The following is a 17,474-nucleotide window of genomic DNA, read 5'->3' as shown; positions in this document are numbered from 1 at the left end:
AGGGCGAGTTCATTCGTGTAAAACCGCGTCCAGATAGACGAGCGGAAACGCCGCGTAGAAGGCCATGGCGTCAACCAAGTGACGGATGGCGACGCGCTCGCCCGCGCTGTGAGCAACCGTCTCGTCTCCCGGCCCGAAGCCGATTGTCGGCACGCCCATGATCCCCATGCTGCCCACGCCGTTGGTGCTGAAGGTCCACTTGTCCACCACCGGCCGGGCATCGAAAAGGGCCTCATAGGTCGCCACACCCGCCCGCACCAGCGGATGGTCCTCCGCCAGCGACCACGTCGGGTAGTATTTTTCCATCGGGTAGCGCAGCCCGGTATAGCTGGGGCGATCGTAGCGCAAGATTTCCACCTCAGCGTCCTGAGCCCCGGGCAAGGCTTTGACCTGGGCCACCGCGCTCTCCCGCGTATCGCCCATCGTCAGCCGGCGATCCAGATGAATGGTGCAGACGCTGGGCACAGCGCAGAGCGAAGGCGCGAGCGACCGCACTTCCGTCACCGCAATCGTGCCTTTTCCCAGAAAGGGGTCGTCCGGGAGGCGCTCGTTGAGCTTTTCCACTTCGGCAATGAGTCTTGTCATCTTGTAGATCGCGTTGTCTCCCCTCTCCGGGGCGCTCGCGTGGCAGGAGCGGCCTCGCAGGTGAACTTCCATCTCCATTCTTCCGCGGTGACCGCGATGAACGCGGAGGTTCGTCGGCTCGGTGAGCACAACGCAGTCCGCCTTGATTCCGTCCTCTTTCAAAATATAAACCCAGGGAAGGCCGTCGCAGTCCTCTTCCTGCACCGTGCCGGCGACATAGAGCGTGTAATCGCCGAGAAGATTCATCTCCTGGATGATCTTCCCCGCGTAAACCAGCGAAGCCATTCCGGCGCGTTGATCACAAGCGCCCCGACCGTAAATGAAGCCATCTTCCACCTTGCCCTGAAAGGGATCGAAAGACCATTCGCGGATATCGCCCACGCCGACGGTGTCAGTGTGGGAGTCCATCATGATGACTTTCCGCCCCCGGCCAATGCGCCCGAGAAGGTTGCCCATCGGATCCACGCGGACCTCGTCGAACCCGACCTTCTCCATCTCCTGCCGGATGCGACGAATGACCGGGCCTTCCTGGCAGCTTTCGGCGGGTATGGCAATCAGTTCGCGCAGGAACCGCACCACATCTTTTTCGAGCGCTTGAGCGGCCGCCATGATCTTCCGGCGACTGCTGCCAATGGCTTCGATCGTTCTCATGCGCTCCCCGCTTCAAAAAATCAGGGTGGCTGGTGCCAACGGTTTCAGCCAGTCCCTGGCTCAAGCTGGCCACCGAGGGCGGCGACCCCTTCCGCCGGATTTTTGAGGCAGGCGGCTAGCGGTCTGCCTTTTGCCTCGGCGCACCCTGCTCCTTGAGGGCGCGAAGCACTGTCTCTGGCCGGATGGGCAGTTCTCGAAAACGAATCCCGATGGCGTTGTAAATGGCGTTGGCAACCGCCGGGGCAGGACCGTTGATGGGAACCTCGGCGATCGACTTCGCCCCGTAAGGACCAAGCGGCTCTTCCGTCTCGACCAAAATCGTCGTGAGCCTGGGCATGTCTTTGGCGCTGAACATCTTATAGTCGGTGAAGGTCGGGTTGAGCATCCGGCCGCAGTCGTCGAAAAGCATTTGCTCCGAAAGAGCGTAACCCAGGCTCTGCGCCACCGCCCCCTCGACCTGCCCCTCTGCCTGCATGGGATTGATGGCCACTCCCAGGTCCACCGCCGAAACCAGGTGCACTACCCGCACGTGGCCGGTTTCCCGATTCACCTCCACCTCGGCCAATTGCGCCACAAACGGCGGCGGGCTATCGGTGAGGAAATGCGAGGCGCTATCCATGATCTGGAGCTTTTCTTTGTAGAGCGCTTGCATGGCCACTTCCGCCATCGTCACCGATTTCGTACATTCGCATTTGGTCACAACCTTATTGTCCTTGCAGGTCAGCTTGTCCGGCGGCACATCCATCATCTTGGAAGCAACCTGCAAGATTTGCTCCCGAACCTTTTCCGCCGCCTTCTTCACCGCTCCGCCCGAGATGATCGTCGTGCTGGAGGCATAGGCGCCAACGTCAAAGGGGGTAAAGTCGGTGTCAGAGGAACAGACAATCATCTTTTCCACGTCCACGCCAAGCGTCTCCGCCGCGATCTGCGCCAGGACGGTGTCTGCCCCGGTGCCGATGTCCGACGCGCCAACCTGAAGATTAAACGAGCCATCTTCATTCATCTTCAGCATAGCCGAGGCCCAATCAATTCCGGCGATGCCGCTTCCCTGCATGGCGCAGGCTACGCCCACGCCGCGACAAATGGTGTCCTGATCCTTCGCCGGGCGACTTCGCTTCTCCTTCCAACCAATCGCCTCCGCGCCGCGCCTCAGGCATTCGGGTAAGCCGGAAGTCCGGATGTGCCGGGGCAGGCCCCGCCTGCCCTCGCCCAGCACCGCCGAGAGTTCATCCGTGTCGCCCTGGCGGATGATGTTTTTCAGGCGAAACTCAATCGGGTCCATGCCCAGCTTTTCCGCGATTTCGTCCACCATCGACTCCTGGGCAAAAAAGCCCTGCGGGCAGCCGTAGCCCCGGAAGGCGCCGGCGACCGGATGGTTCGTGTAGGCGATGTGACACTCAAAGCGCATATTGGGCGAGCGATAAAGCGGCAGAACCTTGCTGCCGGTGTTCCCCTGCACCGTTTTGGAGTGACTGCCATAGGCGCCGGTGGTGGCCAGCACGGTCATCTGATTGGCGGTGATGGTGCCGTCGCGCTTGACCCCCATTTTCAGGCGCAGGATCTGCGGGTGGCGGCTGCGGCTCATGAAAAACTCTTCTCGCCGCGTCAACTCCATTTTCACCGGCCGCCGCGTGGCCAGCGTCAGGGCTCCGCATATGTCCTCAAGCAGCATTTCCTGCTTCCCGCCAAAGCCGCCGCCGATGCGCGGCTTGATGACGTGAACGTCCTTCACCGGCAACTGCAAAATCATCGCCACCTGCCGGCGCGTGTGATAAGGGACCTGGGTGCTCGAGCGAATGACGAGCCGGCCGTCTTCATCCAGGTAGGTAATCGTCACGTGCGGCTCAAGCGAGCAATGTTGCACGCGGGGCGTGCGATATTCGTTTTCAAAAATGAAATCGGCCTCCTGGAAGCCCTTCTCGACATTCCCCACCTCGCGGAGAATATGCCCGGCAATGTTGTGCGCGGCATCGTAGATTCCGGTGGAATCCGGCTCATCGTGGATCACTCCCGCGCCCGGATCCATGGCATGCTCCACGTCGAGCACCCCCGGGAGGATCTCGTAATCCACCTCGATAAGTTCGAGCGCCCGCTCGGCAATCGCTCGCGTCTCGGCAGCCACGGCGGCGACGCGGTCGCCCACAAAGCGCACTTTGCTGTCCAGGAGATAGGTATCGTACGGTGAAGGCTCCGGCCAGCTCTGACCGGCGGTGGTGTGAGGCACCCGCGGCACATCCCGGTAAGTCAGCACGGCATGCACGCCGGCCAGGGCCTTTGCCTTGCGCGCGTCAATCCGCTTGATGCGAGCGTGAGCGTGGGGGCTGGGAAAAATCTTTCCGTAGAGCATTCCCAGCATGTGGATGTCATCGGTGAACGCCGGGCGGCCGGTTACCAGCTTGACCCCGTCCACCTTGCGGACTCGCTTGCCGACTTGGGCGTATTCCTTGCTCATGATAGGCATCGTCTCGATGTAGGGCATTTCGTGCCGCGGTCAAAAATGCCGACCTAAAGGTCGCCGCTACCAGCAGGAATCTCAGACATAAACGCGTTCCTTCCTGCGTTTTGGCACTTTGGCGCGTTCGCGATAAACCCTCGCCGCGGCGAGAATCGCTTCCACTGGCTTGGCGTAACCCGTGCAGCGGCAGAAAGTCCCGGCGAGCATGTCGCGCACCTGCTCTTCCGTCGGATCGGGATATTGGGCAAGCAAGGCTTTCGCGCACAGAATCATCGCCGGGGTGCAAAAACCGCACTGCACCGCCCCGTGGTCGAGAAATGCCTCCTGGATGGGATCGAGCCTGCCGTCTTTCGCCACGCCTTCAATGGTCAGGATCTCGCGTTCATCCGCTTGGGCGGCAAACATCAGACAGGAATTCACCGGCTTGCCATCCACCAGGACGGCACAGGCACCGCATTCTCCGGTCTCGCAGCCGCGCTTGACGCCGAAGTAGCCTTCCCGGCGGAGGACGTCGAGCAACAGATCGCCTGGGCCAATCGTCCACTCTTTCGCCTCGCCGTTGATGGTTAAAGCGATCCTCATGCTCTCTTGAGCTCGTATCCGATCCGCCCGGCGCACTCCTCGAGCGCATGTCGCACCAGGACAGCGCTCATCTCCCGGCGGTATTCAGCCGTCGAACGGATGTCCGTCACGGGCCGAACCTCTTCGGAGACTTTTCGGCAAACGCGCTCGAGCAATGCCCGGTCCAAAGTATTTCCGGTCAGCATTTCCTCGGCTTGGCGGGCGCGGAGGGGCGTTGGCGAAACGGCGCCGAGGGCAATCCGAGCCCACGCGCATCGGCCCTGGCGATCCAATTGAATACCAGCGGCCACATTCACCACGGAAATATCACTCAGCGTGCGCCCCAGCTTTTGAAAGGACCAAGCCGCCCGACCACGCGGCGGCTCCGGAATCAAGATCTCAACAAGGAGCGAGCCCTTGAGAACGGTTTTGCGCACGCCGAGAAAAAACTCGCTCAGGGGGACGTTGCGGCGGCCCGCCGCGGCGGGGCCAGCCATGACGACGTCGGCATCGAGAGCGAGCAACGGGGGTGCGAGGTCGGCAGCCGGAGAAGCATTCGCCAGATTGCCGCCGATGGTCGCCATATTGCGAAGCTGGATCGAACCGGACGAAGCTGCCGCCTGCGCCAGGATGCCGCTGCCGAACTTCTTGAGGGCCGGGGAATGTTCAATGTCCCACATCGAGGTGGTGGCGCCGATGGCGTAACCGCCGTCCCGCGCCTGGATGTAACTCAGTCCGAGCCGGCCGATGTCCACCACAAACCGGACCGAGCGATCTGCTTGGACGATCAAGTCGGTTCCGCCGGCTACAAAACGCCCCTTGCCCCGCCGCGGCGGGCGCATGAATCGCAAAGCTTCAGCAATGGTGGTGGGACGGTAGAAAGCCTCGATGCGGTTCGCCATCGCCGATCCCCGACGAGTCTGCCCTGGTTAGCCAGGAGCGTGACACGCGAAAGTGCGCGTCTTTCGAGGGCAGACAAAAAGGCCGCCCAGCGCGGCCAGAATTCCGAGACTCACGGGCGGCTCAGGCCTCCGGGCGGAGCCCGTCCCGAGACTTCGGGACAAGGAAACGCAACAATTCTATCAGAGCAGCGGAGGCCCTCCAAGGAGTTTGGCAGCGGCGCGCCGATGCCGGCGGAGATAGGGCGCCACGTCAATCGTTCGCAGTTCCCTTCCCTCCACGACCACCCGTCCTTCTACAACCAGGGTGTGCACCCGGGCCGGCGCGCACAACAACAACGCCAGCAGAGGGTCACCGGCGCCGCTATAGCCCAGCTCACTCAAGTCGAATAGAGCGACGTCAGCCCGTTTGCCGACCTCCAAGCTGCCGAGGTCTTCGCGCCCCAGGCAGGCGGCGCCTTCCACCGTCGCCAGGCGCAAAGCTTCTTTGACCGTCAAGGCCGTCGCTCCCCCTGCCACTCGAGCGAGCAAGAGCGCTTGCCTCACCTCGGCCAGCATCTCGGAGCTGTCATTCGACGCACTGCCGTCCACACCCAATCCCACGGGACAGCCGCAGCGGCGGAGAGCCTTCACCGGGGCAATGCCTGACCCAAGGCGCATGTTGGAAGTGGGACAGTGGGCGATGCCGACCCGCGCGCGACCCAGCCGCTCCACCTCCCCATCGTTGAAGTGAATGCCATGGGCCAACCAGGTGGTGTCTGCCATCCAGCCGGCTTCCTCAAGAAACTCGAGCGGTCGCTGGCCAAATCTCTCCCGGCAATGCGCTTCTTCACTCTTCGTCTCGGCAAGATGTGTGTGCAATCGAACCCGGTGCCGCCTGGCCAACTCCGCCGTTTCCCGCATGAGGTGCTTGCTGACCGAGAAGGGGGAACAGGGGGCCAGGCCGATGCGCAGCATCGCGCCCGGTCTCGGGTCGTGATACTTCGAAATCACTCGTTCCGAATCGGCCAGAATGGCCGGCTCATCTTGCACCACCGAGTCCGGCGGCAGACCGCCGTCCTTTTGGCTTACGCTCATGCTGCCGCGGCAGGGATGAAATCGCATGCCAATCTTTCGGGCGGCTTCGATCTCCGCGTCCATGAGATAGGCCTGGCCGCGGGGGAAAAGATAGTGATGGTCGGAAGAGGTCGTGCAACCGGAGAGCATCAGCTCCGCCATGCCCACCATGGCGGCGAGATACATCGCCTCTTCGTCCAGGCGGGCCCAGATGGGATAGAGGGTTTTCAGCCAATCGAAAAGTTCAGCGTTAGCGGCGGCTGGAACAGCGCGCGTCAACGTCTGGCAGAGATGGTGGTGGGTGTTGATGAGTCCCGGAACAGCCAGCAAGTGGCGAGCGGAGAGGGTTCTGCTCGCCCCGATTCGATCGGGGCTCGCGCGAACCCGCCAGGGCGGGCGCGCCGGTCGCCCGCCGATTTGCCGGATTTCCCCGTCCTCAGCGTACAGGAACCCTCCGCGGATGACGGTATCCCGAGGATCCATCGTCACCAGGGTGTGAATGTCTTTGATCAGAAGGGAAGTGAATTTTCGAGATCTCATGATGGATCAAGAAACCGATGTTTGCGGAACCAAGCCGCGCTCAGCCAGCAAATCGGCAAGCGGGCCGAGCTCCGGAGAAACTTCAAACGGGCCGGAGACGGCGCTGGTGGCCGATTTGATGTCTTTGAGGCCGTTGCCGGTGATCACGGCCAAGGCGCTGGCCTGTTTGGGAATGAGTCCTTCGACGACGGCCCGGCGCAGGCCAGCTACTGCGGTGGCGGCAGCCGGCTCAGCAAAAACGCCGGCCAGCCGGCCGGTGTAGCGCATGGCGTCCATAATTTCTTCGTCCGAAACATTGAGCATGGTGCCGCCGGATTCCCGGACGGCCAGCACGGCCTTTTTCCAGTTGCGGGGCACGCCGACGGCGATGCTATCCGCCAGGGTGTTTGGTTCAACGGGGCGAAGAGGCTCGCCCGAGCGAAACGCGGCGGTCACCGGCGCCGCCCCCTCCGCCTGGACACCCAACATTTTGGGCGTCCGGCGAACCAGGCCCAGCGCTTTCATCTCGCGAAAACCTTTCCAGGCGCCGGCGATGGTACACCCGTCGCCCACGGAAACCGCGACCCAATCGGGAAGCTGCCACTCGAGCTGCTCGCAAATTTCCAGGCTGACTGTCTTTTTCCCTTCGACCAGGTAGGGGTTGATGGCGCAGTTGCGGTTATACCAGCCCCACCGCTCGCAGGCCTGCTGGCAGAGACCGTAGGCCTGCTCGTAGCTTCCCTGGACGCGCAAGACCGTGGCGCCGAAAATGAGAAGCTGAGTCACTTTTGGCTCGGGCGCGCGCTCGGGAACAAAGATGAAGCTGCGCATCCCGGTCGAGGCCGCCATTCCGGCCAGCGATGAGGCGGCATTGCCCGTGCTGGCACAGGCGATGGTCTGCCGCCGCTTCTCCAAAGCTTTGGCGACGCCGACCGCACTGGCGCGGTCTTTGAGCGAACCAGTGGGATTGCGGCCGTCATCCTTGAGATAGAGCTTTCTGACGCCGACGTGCCGGGCAAGCGCCGCGGTCTCCAGGATGGGCGTCCACCCCACGGGCAAAGCGGGAAGGGGAGAGCGGTCGCTGATGGGCAAGAGCTCGCGGTAGCGCCAATGGCTGCGATCGGCACGCCGGGCGAGCGACTTGCGATTGAGCCTCTTTCCAATTGCCCGGTAATCATACTGCACGTCCAGGATGCCGGTGATTCCACAGTCGGGACACGTGTAGCCCACTCGCGTCGAGTGGACGCGACCGCAAAATACGCACCGGAGTCCGGTCACAAAGGACATCTTCCCGCCCCCAACGCGGTTCACGGCGAGCCCCGATTAGCTCGGGGCAAGCCCGACTATCATATCGCAGGACAAGAGGCTGAGGAAAAGCGAAGCCTCGCCCGTGTGAGTCAAATTGACGGCTTGGGGGGACGGCCGCTATAATACTTTTGAATGAAAGGCTCCCCTGGGGATGCTAGCAAGGGGCCAGGCCATCGCGGGCGGGTGCTGGCAATTGATTTTGGCACGCGCCGGTTGGGCCTGGCCGTCTCCGATCTTCTCGGTATCACGACCCAAGCCCTGTCCAGCCTGGAACGAGTGAATCGCAACGAGGATTTTCGTCGCTTGCGCAAGGTTTGCCGGGAGCACGAGGTGAAACAAATCGTGGTTGGCTATCCCCTTCGTTTGAGTGGCGATGAGGGAGAAATGGCCCGGCGGGCGGCCTCGTTTGCGCGGCGCCTGCACCGCGAGCTTGGCCTGCCGGTGGCGCTGGAAGATGAGCGGCTCACCACGTTTGCGGCAAAAGAAATTCTCTCCGAGTCAGGAGCATCCCGGCAACGGCAGGGCCGGGCAGTGGATAGCGTGGCAGCCAGCCTCGTTCTTCGGGCTTATCTTGATCGCCAAGCGAAGGCGAGGGAGTAGGCTTTGGCACATCCGGTGCGCAAGTCTGTTCTATTTGCCGTTCTGGTCGCCGTGGCGGGAGTTTCGTGGATGGCGATGGAGCTGTGGCGTCCCTACCAGGGGTACGGCCAGCCGATTTTTGTGGTCATTGCCCCGGGCACGCATCGCGCCACCATTGCCACGCAACTGGCCGGTGCTGGCGTCATCCGCAGCCGGTTCCCTTTCGTGTTGATCTGCCTTCTCAAGCCAAAGCAAACGCTGAAGGCCGGGGAATATTACTTCCAGAAGCCGCTCTCGCCCTACGACGTTTTTGAAAAGCTGGCGCGTGGCGAAGTCTATCAGCACATGCTGGCGATCCTCGAGGGTCTTACCATGTTCGAGATCGCGCGGCAATTCGAGCGCGAAGGGCTGGTCACGGCGGAAAGTTTTCTCGAGGCAGCGCGGGACGTTTCCCTGATTTCCGATTTGGCTCCCGAAGCGCCTAACCTGGAAGGCTATCTTTTCCCCGACACCTATTCCTTCCCCATGGGGGTGAGCCCGCACCAGATTGTGGCGACGATGGTGCAACGCTTCCGGCAGGTCTTTGACCAGTTTGGGCCGCACGGCCGCAATCCTTACAGCCTTTCTGTCCACGGATTGGTGACCATGGCGTCGCTCGTCGAAAAAGAGACATCCAACACCCAGGAACGTTTTTTGGTGGCGGGCGTGTTTTACAACCGCTTGCGGCGGCAGGTGGCGCTTCAGTGCGACCCAACCGTCATTTACGCCGCTCGGTTGCTCAATCGCTTTGGCGGAACAATTGACCGCCAAACGCTCGCCATCCGGTCACCTTACAACACCTACCGGAACCGCGGGCTGCCGCCCGGGCCGATCGCCAATCCCGGCAAAAGCTCGCTCGAGGCGGCTCTCTACCCGCCTTATGTGGACTATCTATACTTCGTGAGTAACACCCGCGGCGGGCATTTCTTCGGCAAGACGCTCGCCCAGCACTCGGAGAATGTGGCGCGCTATCGGCATCTTCTGGCCCAGCAGGCCCTGGCTCAGGCAGTCGCCCAGCAAAGCGGGAGGGCAGAGGCCACCCCACCGGTGGCGGGAAGCGGGCGAACGGCGACGACCGCGCCGTCCCAAGCGACTCCTCGTCCGCCCAAGAAGCTCCTCACGCCTCCCCAGCCTCCCAAAACGACAACCGCGCCACAACGGGGCGACGGTTCCGTAAAGAACCCCAAAAGCGGTAGAATCTCGACGAGGCCTCCAGCCGGCCGATCCCGTTAGGGGAGACTGGTGAGCAAGACGAAAAAGTCCCTGATCCTGGAGGTCGCCCGGGGGATGAATCTCCGCCGCGCGACACTATCCGATCTGGATGGCATTGCCCGGCGGCTGATCGTTCAGCTCGGGCCGGAAGAGGGCCCGACTTCGCTCGACTACCTGGCAAGTGTGTTGGAGGACGCCGGCATCCCGGTGGTCGAATCGCAAGCCACCGATACCGAGGGCCGCTACGAAGAAGAATTTCGCGACCTCCTTCATTTCAGCACGCTCTACGACGCGGAGGTATCGCTCGTCCGCTTGGACGAACTCTGGCGAAAATTCCAGAAGGTGGCGGACCGCCGCGCCCTGAACCGGGTGCGGGCGGTGGCTCAGAAAGGCCAGCGCCGGGCGATGATGATCGCGCGCAACGCGAAGGTTGCCTCCAACAAGCGAGCTGAGAAAGAGGAGATCGCGCTCTGGTTCGGCCGGTGGCTGGAGCTCCCCGATGCCTTCTTTGACTGGTTGGAATTGCGAAAGCAGTCGCCGGAATTCCAGGAGCGCTTTGGCCCGGCCGGGCCGGCGGTTTGATACTCTCCCGTGACCCTGCTCGAACTGGAGTCGGTGGATCTTGGGCTGCCGGTGGGGACGCTGCGGCTCTCCCTCTACGACGAAGAGACACAAGAGCCGCTGACCCCGGCGAGCGCGGTGCCCGTGTGGACGGAAATCCTGGCTGCCCTGTTTGGCAGCCAGGCTTATTCGCTCGACTTCTTCAGCCAGACGCGGCGGGTGGGAGATTTTTGCGCTGGCCACGGGATTCCCTGTTGCATGCTTGCCGGCGAGCGGTGCTTGAGCGTCGCCTCGCCCGGGGCGGAATCGCTGGCGCAACTGGCGCAGCGCTTCTACGGCGATCTCTTCGGCGGTCGGGCCGGAAATGGCGCCAGTGCCGATCCCGATCTGGAAAGAGACCTTTCCCATCGCGGCGTCGATGCCTATGCTGGCGCCCTCGAACGCTACACCGCCATGGCGGTCATCGAACTCTACGACGGCCAGGTGATCGTGTTCTCCGATCGACTCACAACCGCCGATCTCGCCAGGCAACTGCAACCCATTGCCGCCCGTCATAACCTGAGGATGAAAATGTAAGCCGGCGTCAGGGCATGGCCGGCTTCGATTGACAGGCTATCGGAGCGGCTGCTAGATTGCCCATTTGCTCGGCGGCCGCCGCGGATCACCGGGGATCGAAGGCTTTATGAAATGTGCCATCATCGTCATCGTCTCGACCCTGGCGCTGGGTGGCTGCGGCCCCAAGGTGAAGGTGATCAAGCGGCTGCCACCCTCGGCCATACGCCCCGCGCAGGAAGCGACGCTGGACACGCTTCTCGAGCGATATCGCGCCTGGGCGGACTCCATCCGCACTCTCAACGCCACGGTGCAACTCTTCCCTACCGCCGGTTCGACCTATTCCGGGGTCATCGAGCAATACCACGACATTCGCGCCTTCATCCTTGCCGAGCGGCCGGCCAAGCTGCGCCTCATCGGCCAGGCGCCCCTTGTTCACACCAACATTTTTGACATGGTGACGGATGGCGAGACGTTCCAGATTTCCATCCCGTCCAAGAAGAAGTTCATCGTGGGTCCGAACCGCCTGGAGCGCGTTTCGAAGAAGCCGATTGAAAACCTCCGGCCGGGGCACCTGGTGGAGGCGCTCTTACCGTCACCCGTCGCCGAGCGCTCGGCCGATTCTGGTTTGCGAACCTTTCCCGAGGAGTGGGACGCGCCGCCGTATCGTTACTACGTCATTTCTCTGCTGCGGGAAAAGCCGGCCGGGGGCGAAGCCGGCCTCGAGATCCAGAAAAAAATATGGCTGGATCGGGCGGACTTGAGCGTAGCCCGCATTCAGAGTTTTGCGTCCGGCGGGCGGCTGGTCTCCGATGCAACCTATGCCGACTATGCGGCTTTCGGCGAGATCAACTACCCGCGCTCGATCACGCTTCTGCGGCCACGCGACGATTACACGCTGGTTCTCCAGGTTCAGAAATTGATCGCCAATCAACCGCTCGCCGCCGAAAAATTTGAGCTGGCCCAGCCGCCCGGCTCGGAGTTGGTGAAGCTCGAAGCCTCGAAGGAAGCTTCACGATGATCGCTGAGTTGATCAGCCGCAACATCGCCCATCGCCCCGTGCGGACGGCGATCAGTATCATCGCCATCGCCGTCGAGGTGACCTTGGTCGTTATCATCGTGGGTTTGACGAGCGGGCTGCTTCAAGACTCGGCCAAGCGCATTGAGGGCATCGGTGCCGACATCATGATGCAGCCGCCCTCTTCGTCGTTGATTCTGGCCTTCAGCGGCGCGCCCATGCCCATCCGGATCCGGGAGAAGCTCGAGCAAATGAAGGGCGTCAAGGCGGTGGCGCCGGTCCTGGTTCAGTTCCATTCCGCCGGCATTGAGTTGATCTATGGCATCGAGCCGAAGAGCTTCGACGCCGTTTCGGGCGGCTTCGTGTTCCACCAGGGAGGCGCATTCGAGGAACCGGACGAGCTTCTGGTGGACGATTTCTATGCCGCGGCCAAAAAGATTCGCGTGGGGGAAACCAGGCGTTTGCTGGACCATGATTTTCGGGTGGTCGGCATCGTCGAGCACGGCAAGGGATCGCGCCTGTTCGTCCCCCTCGCCACTCTTCAGGACCTTTCCGGGTCGCAAGACAAAGCTTCCATCTTCTTTGTCAAGTGCAAAGACCCGGAGGAAACCAGCCAGGTGATGGCGGCCATGCAGCGGGTCTTTCCCCGGCACCAGCTCCGGCCGCTCAAATCCTACCTTTCCATGATGACCTCGAGCAGCCTGCCCGGGTTGAACGCGTTCGTTGACTCCATGATCGTGCTGGCGGTGGTCATCGGGTTCCTGGTGATTTTCCTCTCCATGTACACCACCATCCTCGAGCGCACCCACGAAATCGGGATTCTGAAATCCATGGGCGCTTCCGACCGCTACCTCGTCAAGCTGGTGCTGAGCGAGGCGGGGCTGCTTGGCGGCATCGGCATCGGCGCGGGCATCGGCCTGAGCTACCTGACGCGGGCGCTGATGCTAAATCTCTTTCCCACCCTGATCATCCTCATCACCGGCGGCTGGCTCGCAAAAGCTTCGTTCCTGGCAGCCGTCGCGGCTCTGGCCGGCGCCCTTTACCCGGCCTATCTGGCCGCCAAACAGGACCCCATTGAAGCCTTGGCGTATGAGTAGGGGCCGGTCTTTAGACCGCGCCAAAACGAGGGCAAGCGAGAGAGAGAGGGCAAGCTGAAGCTTGCCCCTACGCTGTGCCGTGCGTGGGAAAGGCCGGGGCTGGCAGACCCGCGCTGATGGGTGTAAGATTTATGTTTGGTCGGGGCGTAGCGTGCCCCGTGAGGCGGGGTTGTCCGAAGCTATCCTAAAAACCGAGAATCTCTGGAAGATCTACCGCGTGGGCAAGGTAGATGTGGCCGCCTTGCAAGGGGTATCGTTGGAGGTGATGCCGGGGGAATTCGTTGCCGTCATGGGCCCTTCCGGCTGCGGAAAATCCACGCTGCTCTATATCATCGGTGGGCTGACGCAGGCCACTCGGGGCCGGGTGCTGGTGGATGGGAACGACCTCACTGAACTTTCGGACGCCGTGCGGACGCAGATTCGTCGCACCAAGATCGGCTTCGTGTTCCAGCGGTTCAACCTCCTTCCGACACTGACCGCCGAAGGCAATATCGCCATCGCCCAGCACATCCACGGCAACGGCTTCGATCCCCACCGCTTTAAGCTGGTCACCGACTTGCTCGGGCTGAGCGAGCGCCTTCGCCACAAACCCTCCATGCTCTCCGGCGGCGAGCAGCAGCGCGTCGCCATCGCCCGCGCCATCATCAACGAACCTAAAATTGTGCTGGCGGATGAGCCCACCGGCAACCTGGACAGCAAGACCGCGGAAGTCGTGCTGAAGATGCTCGAAAAGCTGAACCAGGAATTGGGGCAGACCATCCTGATGATCACCCATAACCCGGAGGCCGCAGCCTACGCCCGCCGGGTGATGCACATGCGCGATGGACAAATCCAGGACGGCGTCGCCTAGTGCCGTTCCAACTATTTGAGGCCATTTTCGGCAAGTCACACGGCATGCTTTATTGATCATCCAGGATCGAGATGTATAGGCTCATCAAGTTGGAACGGCACCAGTCATGCGCCAGGCTGGAAAAATTCGTATGAATCCATCGCGAAATTTTTCGCGCTTTTTCTTCTGGTCGCAGGAGCGCGGCACCTGGCAGTATGACATCGCCGTTGCCGCCGTCCTCCTCTTTGTCTTCCTCACTCCCCGGAGCTGGTTCCACGACCAGGTTCCAACCCCCAATCCCACCGCCGGGATCCAGTTGCTTACCGAAGAGCCCGCGGCTCGCTTGAGAGTCTATCGAGTGAGCGCGGAGTTGCTGCCCGCCGCCGACAAGCCCGGCTGGGAACGCGCCGTGCATCAAGCGCTTGCGAAAAACCTTCAGCCGCCTTTTACGATCTTGAGGATCGAGCCGGTAACCGAAGGGGACGGTTCCGTCCTCTGGTATGCGGTGACCGTTCGCAAGTAGCTTGCCCCGATTCAACGGGGCTTGCCCACGGTAGGGCGAATGAATATCCGCGAGTCCCTTATGCATGCCTCAGTCGGTCGCCGTAACGCGCTCTTCCCCGCAGCCCTTCCTTGCCCGCAGCCTTTGTTTCGGGTATAGTCGGACGCTCGTTGAGCACTTCTTAAAGGAGTTCGACTGTCATGCCAGGATTGCTGAGCCGGATTCTGCCGCGCGAACTGTCTTTCTTCGACCTGTTCGCCGAGCAGGCGGAGAACATCCACGCCGCTGCCAAGGCTCTGACCGAACTGCTGGAGCATTACACCGACGTGGCTGCCCAGACGGGAAAGATCAAAGACCTCGAGCACAAGGGCGACACCATCACCCACAACCTCATGAGGCGGCTCGACCAAACGTTCATTACCCCCTTTGGCCGCGAAGACATCCACGAGCTTGCCAGCAAAATGGACGACGTGCTCGACCTGATTGATGCTGTTGCCGGCCGGCTGGTAATTTACGGCCTCGAGCACATCCGCCCCGGCGTGGTCGAGCTGGCCAAGATCGTGCTGCGGGCCGCCGAGCAGGTGGTGGCGGCGGTGCGTGTGCTCGAGAAGCGGAACCATGTCCTCATCCTCGACTACTGCATTGAGATCAACCGGCTGGAAAATGAAGGTGATCGGCTCTGCCACTCCCTGATCGCTCAGCTCTTCGAAGAAGAAAAGGACCCCGTGCAAATTATCAAGTGGAAAGAGATCATCGAAGTGCTCGAGTTCGCCACCGACAAGTGCGAGGACGTCGCCAACGTCCTGGAAGCCGTCGTTCTGAAAGGCGGCTGAGCTCGACGGCCGTCCTCTGTACCCCGCTAGCTTCGTGACTTATCCGTGTTTGGGGAAGGCATCTGCTCGGAGGCCACCCGATGGCGGGAATTGAGACTTCCACCCTGGTTGTCCTTCTCCTTGTCTTGGCGGCCGAGTTCGTGAACGGCTGGACGGACGCTCCCAATGCCATCGCCACCGTCGTTTCCACCCGGGTGCTCCGGCCGTATCCGGCCGTGCTCATGGCAACGGCCCTGAACATCGCCGGTGCCTTTGCCGGCCAGGCCGTGGCGCATACCATTGGGAAAGGGATTGTCAATCCAGCCGTCATCAACTTGCAGACCATCGCCACTGCCATGATCGCCATTGTTTGCTGGAGCATGCTGGCCTGGACGCGTGGCCTGCCTACCAGCGAAAGCCACGCTCTGGTCGCCGGGCTCAGCGGAGCCGCCCTGGCAACGGCCGGGCCACAGGCGCTGCTCTGGGAGGGGTGGAAAAAGGTTCTCGTCGGTATCGGATTTTCCTCCTTCCTCGGCTTCGGCGGCGGCTTGCTCTTAATGATTCTGGTCTATCGCATCTTCTTTCGGGCCCGTCCGGAAAGGGTGCGAGTGATTTTTGGCCGGCTCCAGATTCTCTCAGCCGCGTTTATGGCTTTCAGCCACGGCAACAACGACGGCCAGAAGTTCATCGGCGTCTTTGCCCTGGCTCTTTTTCTGGGAGGTTTGACGCCGGCATTCGCTATCCCCAACTGGGTCGTCCTGCTCTGCGCGGTAACGATGGGCATGGGCACCGCCGTCGGGGGCTGGCGCATCGTCCGCACCATGGGGCTGCGACTCACCAAGCTAGAGCCCGTGCATGGCTTTTGCGCCGAGACCGCCGCCGCCCTCACCATCGAACTCGCCTCCCGCCTCGGCGTGCCCCTCAGCACCACTCACACCATCAACACCGCCATTATGGGTGTCGGCAGCACTCGTGGCTTCTCCGCCGTGCGCTGGGGCGTAGGCCGAGAAATGGTAATCGCCTGGATTCTCACTTTCCCCTTCTGCGCCTTTCTGGGCTGGGGCGTCACGAAAATTCTCCAAGTGTTCTGGCACTAGCCCGCCATCAGGCCGGGCAGGTTCATGGCGGGATAAGAGAAAAGAATGCAAAAGGAAACTAGCCTCGTCACGGACTTTCTGTTCACGACCCTCGGCCGTACCGGGCAGCGAGTCTTCCGGCTCGGGTTGAGCGGTCGTTACCGGCCGGGCGGGGCGGCGCTTCGCGCGGGCATCGAAGCCGGCATGAACTACCTTTTCTGGTTTTACTGGGATGTGCAGATGGTCCGGGTTCTCCGCGAAGTGCTGCCCGCCCATCACGAGAAGTTTGTCGTGGCCACCGGCGTGGGCAATTTCGGTAACTGGGTGGTTCGCCGGGGCCTCGAAAGCTGCCTCCGGCGGTTACACACCGACTACCTTGATGTGTTCCATATTTTAAGGGTGGGAGCTTGCGCAGAAAAAGATGCGGCTTGCCTGTGCCACACGCTCAATCCGTGTGGCCAGAGTCCTTCTATTCGTCTAGAATGGTTGCCACGTAAACCATGCCCGAACCTCCTTCCGAAACAAAGAAGGGCGCAGCCGAGCCGGGCTCGAAGACCGACAACAAGGCTGCCGCAGGGCCTCCGGCCACTCGCTACCCGTTCGTTGCCGCTGCCGAGCTGATCGACGTGCGGTCGGAGACCGCGGTCAAGGCACGCACCACTGACCTGAGCGTCAGTGGTTGTTACGTGGATACGATGAACCCCTTCTCGGCGGGCACCGAACTCAAGCTGCGGCTCACGCATCACGAAAGGACTTTCGAAGCTTCTGGTACAGTGGTTCATTCCCAGCCGGGCATGGGGATGGGGATCGCCTTTACGCGCGTTGAGCCGGACCAAAAGCCGGCGCTGGAGAGATGGCTCGCCGAGCTAAGGGGAGAGAAGATCTCGGTCCCCGAGGCCCCAAGACCCCGTGACACGACCCAGGAGTCGTCCTTGTCCGAGCGCCAAATCTTGAGCCTGCTCATCAGCCTTCTGATCAAAAAAGGGATTCTGACCGAGGCGGAAGGATCCGCGCTGCTCCGGGCACTGCGTCGCTAGCGCCGTTCCAACTGCTTGCCCCCAGGAGTTGCGCTGGATCGTCTCGAAGCTTCGGGACCATCGGGAAGCGGTCGTCTTGGTGCCCCCTGATCTCTCTCAGGTTGGAACGACACTGGCAGGCAGCAT

General features: G+C 61.9%; 17 protein-coding genes. 11 read left to right on the top strand and 6 right to left on the bottom strand.

The genetic code is table 11. The annotated features are described in order from the left end of the window. Positions 1-9 precede the first annotated feature (9 nt). The 6 genes from VIH17_04070 to thrC all read right to left on the bottom strand — a co-directional run bounded on the left by VIH17_04070 (position 10) and on the right by thrC (position 8,037). A complete protein-coding gene (locus VIH17_04070) occupies positions 10-1,236 on the bottom strand; it encodes a YgeY family selenium metabolism-linked hydrolase (protein ID HEY4682409.1) in 1,227 nt (408 codons plus the stop codon). Between the two features lie 115 nt (positions 1,237-1,351). Continuing rightward, a complete protein-coding gene (locus VIH17_04065) occupies positions 1,352-3,688 on the bottom strand; it encodes a molybdopterin cofactor-binding domain-containing protein (GenBank protein ID HEY4682408.1) in 2,337 nt (778 codons plus the stop codon). Positions 3,689-3,769: 81 nt separating this feature from the next. Continuing rightward, complete coding sequence (locus VIH17_04060) at positions 3,770-4,273, bottom strand: (2Fe-2S)-binding protein (protein ID HEY4682407.1); 504 nt, start codon at positions 4,271-4,273, stop codon at positions 3,770-3,772. Continuing rightward, the gene (locus VIH17_04055) at positions 4,270-5,154 is read right to left on the bottom strand and encodes a xanthine dehydrogenase family protein subunit M (GenBank protein ID HEY4682406.1); all 885 of its coding nucleotides are present in this window, start codon (positions 5,152-5,154) and stop codon (positions 4,270-4,272) included. The genes VIH17_04060 and VIH17_04055 overlap by 4 nt, the downstream gene beginning before the upstream one ends. 180 nt (positions 5,155-5,334) lie before the next feature. Then, positions 5,335-6,747: an 8-oxoguanine deaminase gene (locus VIH17_04050; GenBank protein ID HEY4682405.1), complete on the bottom strand. Its 1,413-nt coding sequence runs from the start codon at positions 6,745-6,747 to the stop codon at positions 5,335-5,337. Positions 6,748-6,753: 6 nt separating this feature from the next. Continuing rightward, the gene (thrC, locus tag VIH17_04045) at positions 6,754-8,037 is read right to left on the bottom strand and encodes a threonine synthase (protein ID HEY4682404.1); all 1,284 of its coding nucleotides are present in this window, start codon (positions 8,035-8,037) and stop codon (positions 6,754-6,756) included. 129 nt (positions 8,038-8,166) lie between these two features. Here thrC and ruvX point away from each other — a divergent pair, with 129 nt between their 5' ends. From ruvX to VIH17_03990, 11 genes are all read left to right on the top strand, one after another. After that, a complete protein-coding gene (gene ruvX, locus VIH17_04040; protein HEY4682403.1) occupies positions 8,167-8,634 on the top strand; it encodes a Holliday junction resolvase RuvX in 468 nt (155 codons plus the stop codon). A gap of 3 nt (positions 8,635-8,637) precedes the next feature. Further along, positions 8,638-9,885 (top strand): endolytic transglycosylase MltG, encoded by a 1,248-nt coding sequence (mltG, locus tag VIH17_04035; GenBank protein HEY4682402.1) that lies wholly within the window; start codon positions 8,638-8,640, stop codon positions 9,883-9,885. 9 nt (positions 9,886-9,894) lie between these two features. Next, positions 9,895-10,446 (top strand): hypothetical protein, encoded by a 552-nt coding sequence (locus VIH17_04030; protein HEY4682401.1) that lies wholly within the window; start codon positions 9,895-9,897, stop codon positions 10,444-10,446. Positions 10,447-10,455: 9 nt separating this feature from the next. Continuing rightward, positions 10,456-11,001: a hypothetical protein gene (locus VIH17_04025; protein ID HEY4682400.1), complete on the top strand. Its 546-nt coding sequence runs from the start codon at positions 10,456-10,458 to the stop codon at positions 10,999-11,001. A gap of 106 nt (positions 11,002-11,107) precedes the next feature. Then, complete coding sequence (locus VIH17_04020) at positions 11,108-11,998, top strand: hypothetical protein (protein ID HEY4682399.1); 891 nt, start codon at positions 11,108-11,110, stop codon at positions 11,996-11,998. Further along, on the top strand, positions 11,995-13,092 hold the full coding sequence (locus VIH17_04015) for an ABC transporter permease (protein ID HEY4682398.1): 1,098 nt from the start codon (positions 11,995-11,997) through the stop codon (positions 13,090-13,092). Before VIH17_04020 ends, VIH17_04015 begins: the two co-directional genes overlap by 4 nt. Positions 13,093-13,261: 169 nt before the next feature. Then, positions 13,262-13,942, top strand: coding sequence for an ABC transporter ATP-binding protein (locus tag VIH17_04010; protein ID HEY4682397.1), 681 nt, complete (start codon positions 13,262-13,264; stop codon positions 13,940-13,942). Between the two features lie 130 nt (positions 13,943-14,072). After that, positions 14,073-14,444, top strand: a complete 372-nt coding sequence (locus tag VIH17_04005) for a hypothetical protein (GenBank protein ID HEY4682396.1) — start codon at positions 14,073-14,075, stop codon at positions 14,442-14,444. 179 nt (positions 14,445-14,623) lie between these two features. Then, positions 14,624-15,256 carry a DUF47 family protein gene (locus VIH17_04000; protein ID HEY4682395.1) on the top strand — a complete coding sequence of 211 codons (633 nt, stop codon included), beginning with the start codon at positions 14,624-14,626 and terminating at the stop codon, positions 15,254-15,256. An 80-nt stretch (positions 15,257-15,336) separates the two neighbouring features. Continuing rightward, complete coding sequence (locus VIH17_03995) at positions 15,337-16,332, top strand: inorganic phosphate transporter (protein HEY4682394.1); 996 nt, start codon at positions 15,337-15,339, stop codon at positions 16,330-16,332. 479 nt (positions 16,333-16,811) lie between these two features. Further along, the gene (locus VIH17_03990; protein HEY4682393.1) at positions 16,812-17,348 is read left to right on the top strand and encodes a PilZ domain-containing protein; all 537 of its coding nucleotides are present in this window, start codon (positions 16,812-16,814) and stop codon (positions 17,346-17,348) included. Positions 17,349-17,474: the final 126 nt, after the last annotated feature.

The sequence above is a fragment of the Candidatus Acidiferrales bacterium genome (assembly GCA_036514995.1).
Lineage (GTDB): Bacteria > Acidobacteriota > Terriglobia > Acidiferrales > DATBWB01 > DATBWB01.
Note: the sequence above shows the minus strand (reverse complement) of the source record. Positions and strands in the feature narration are given on the sequence as shown.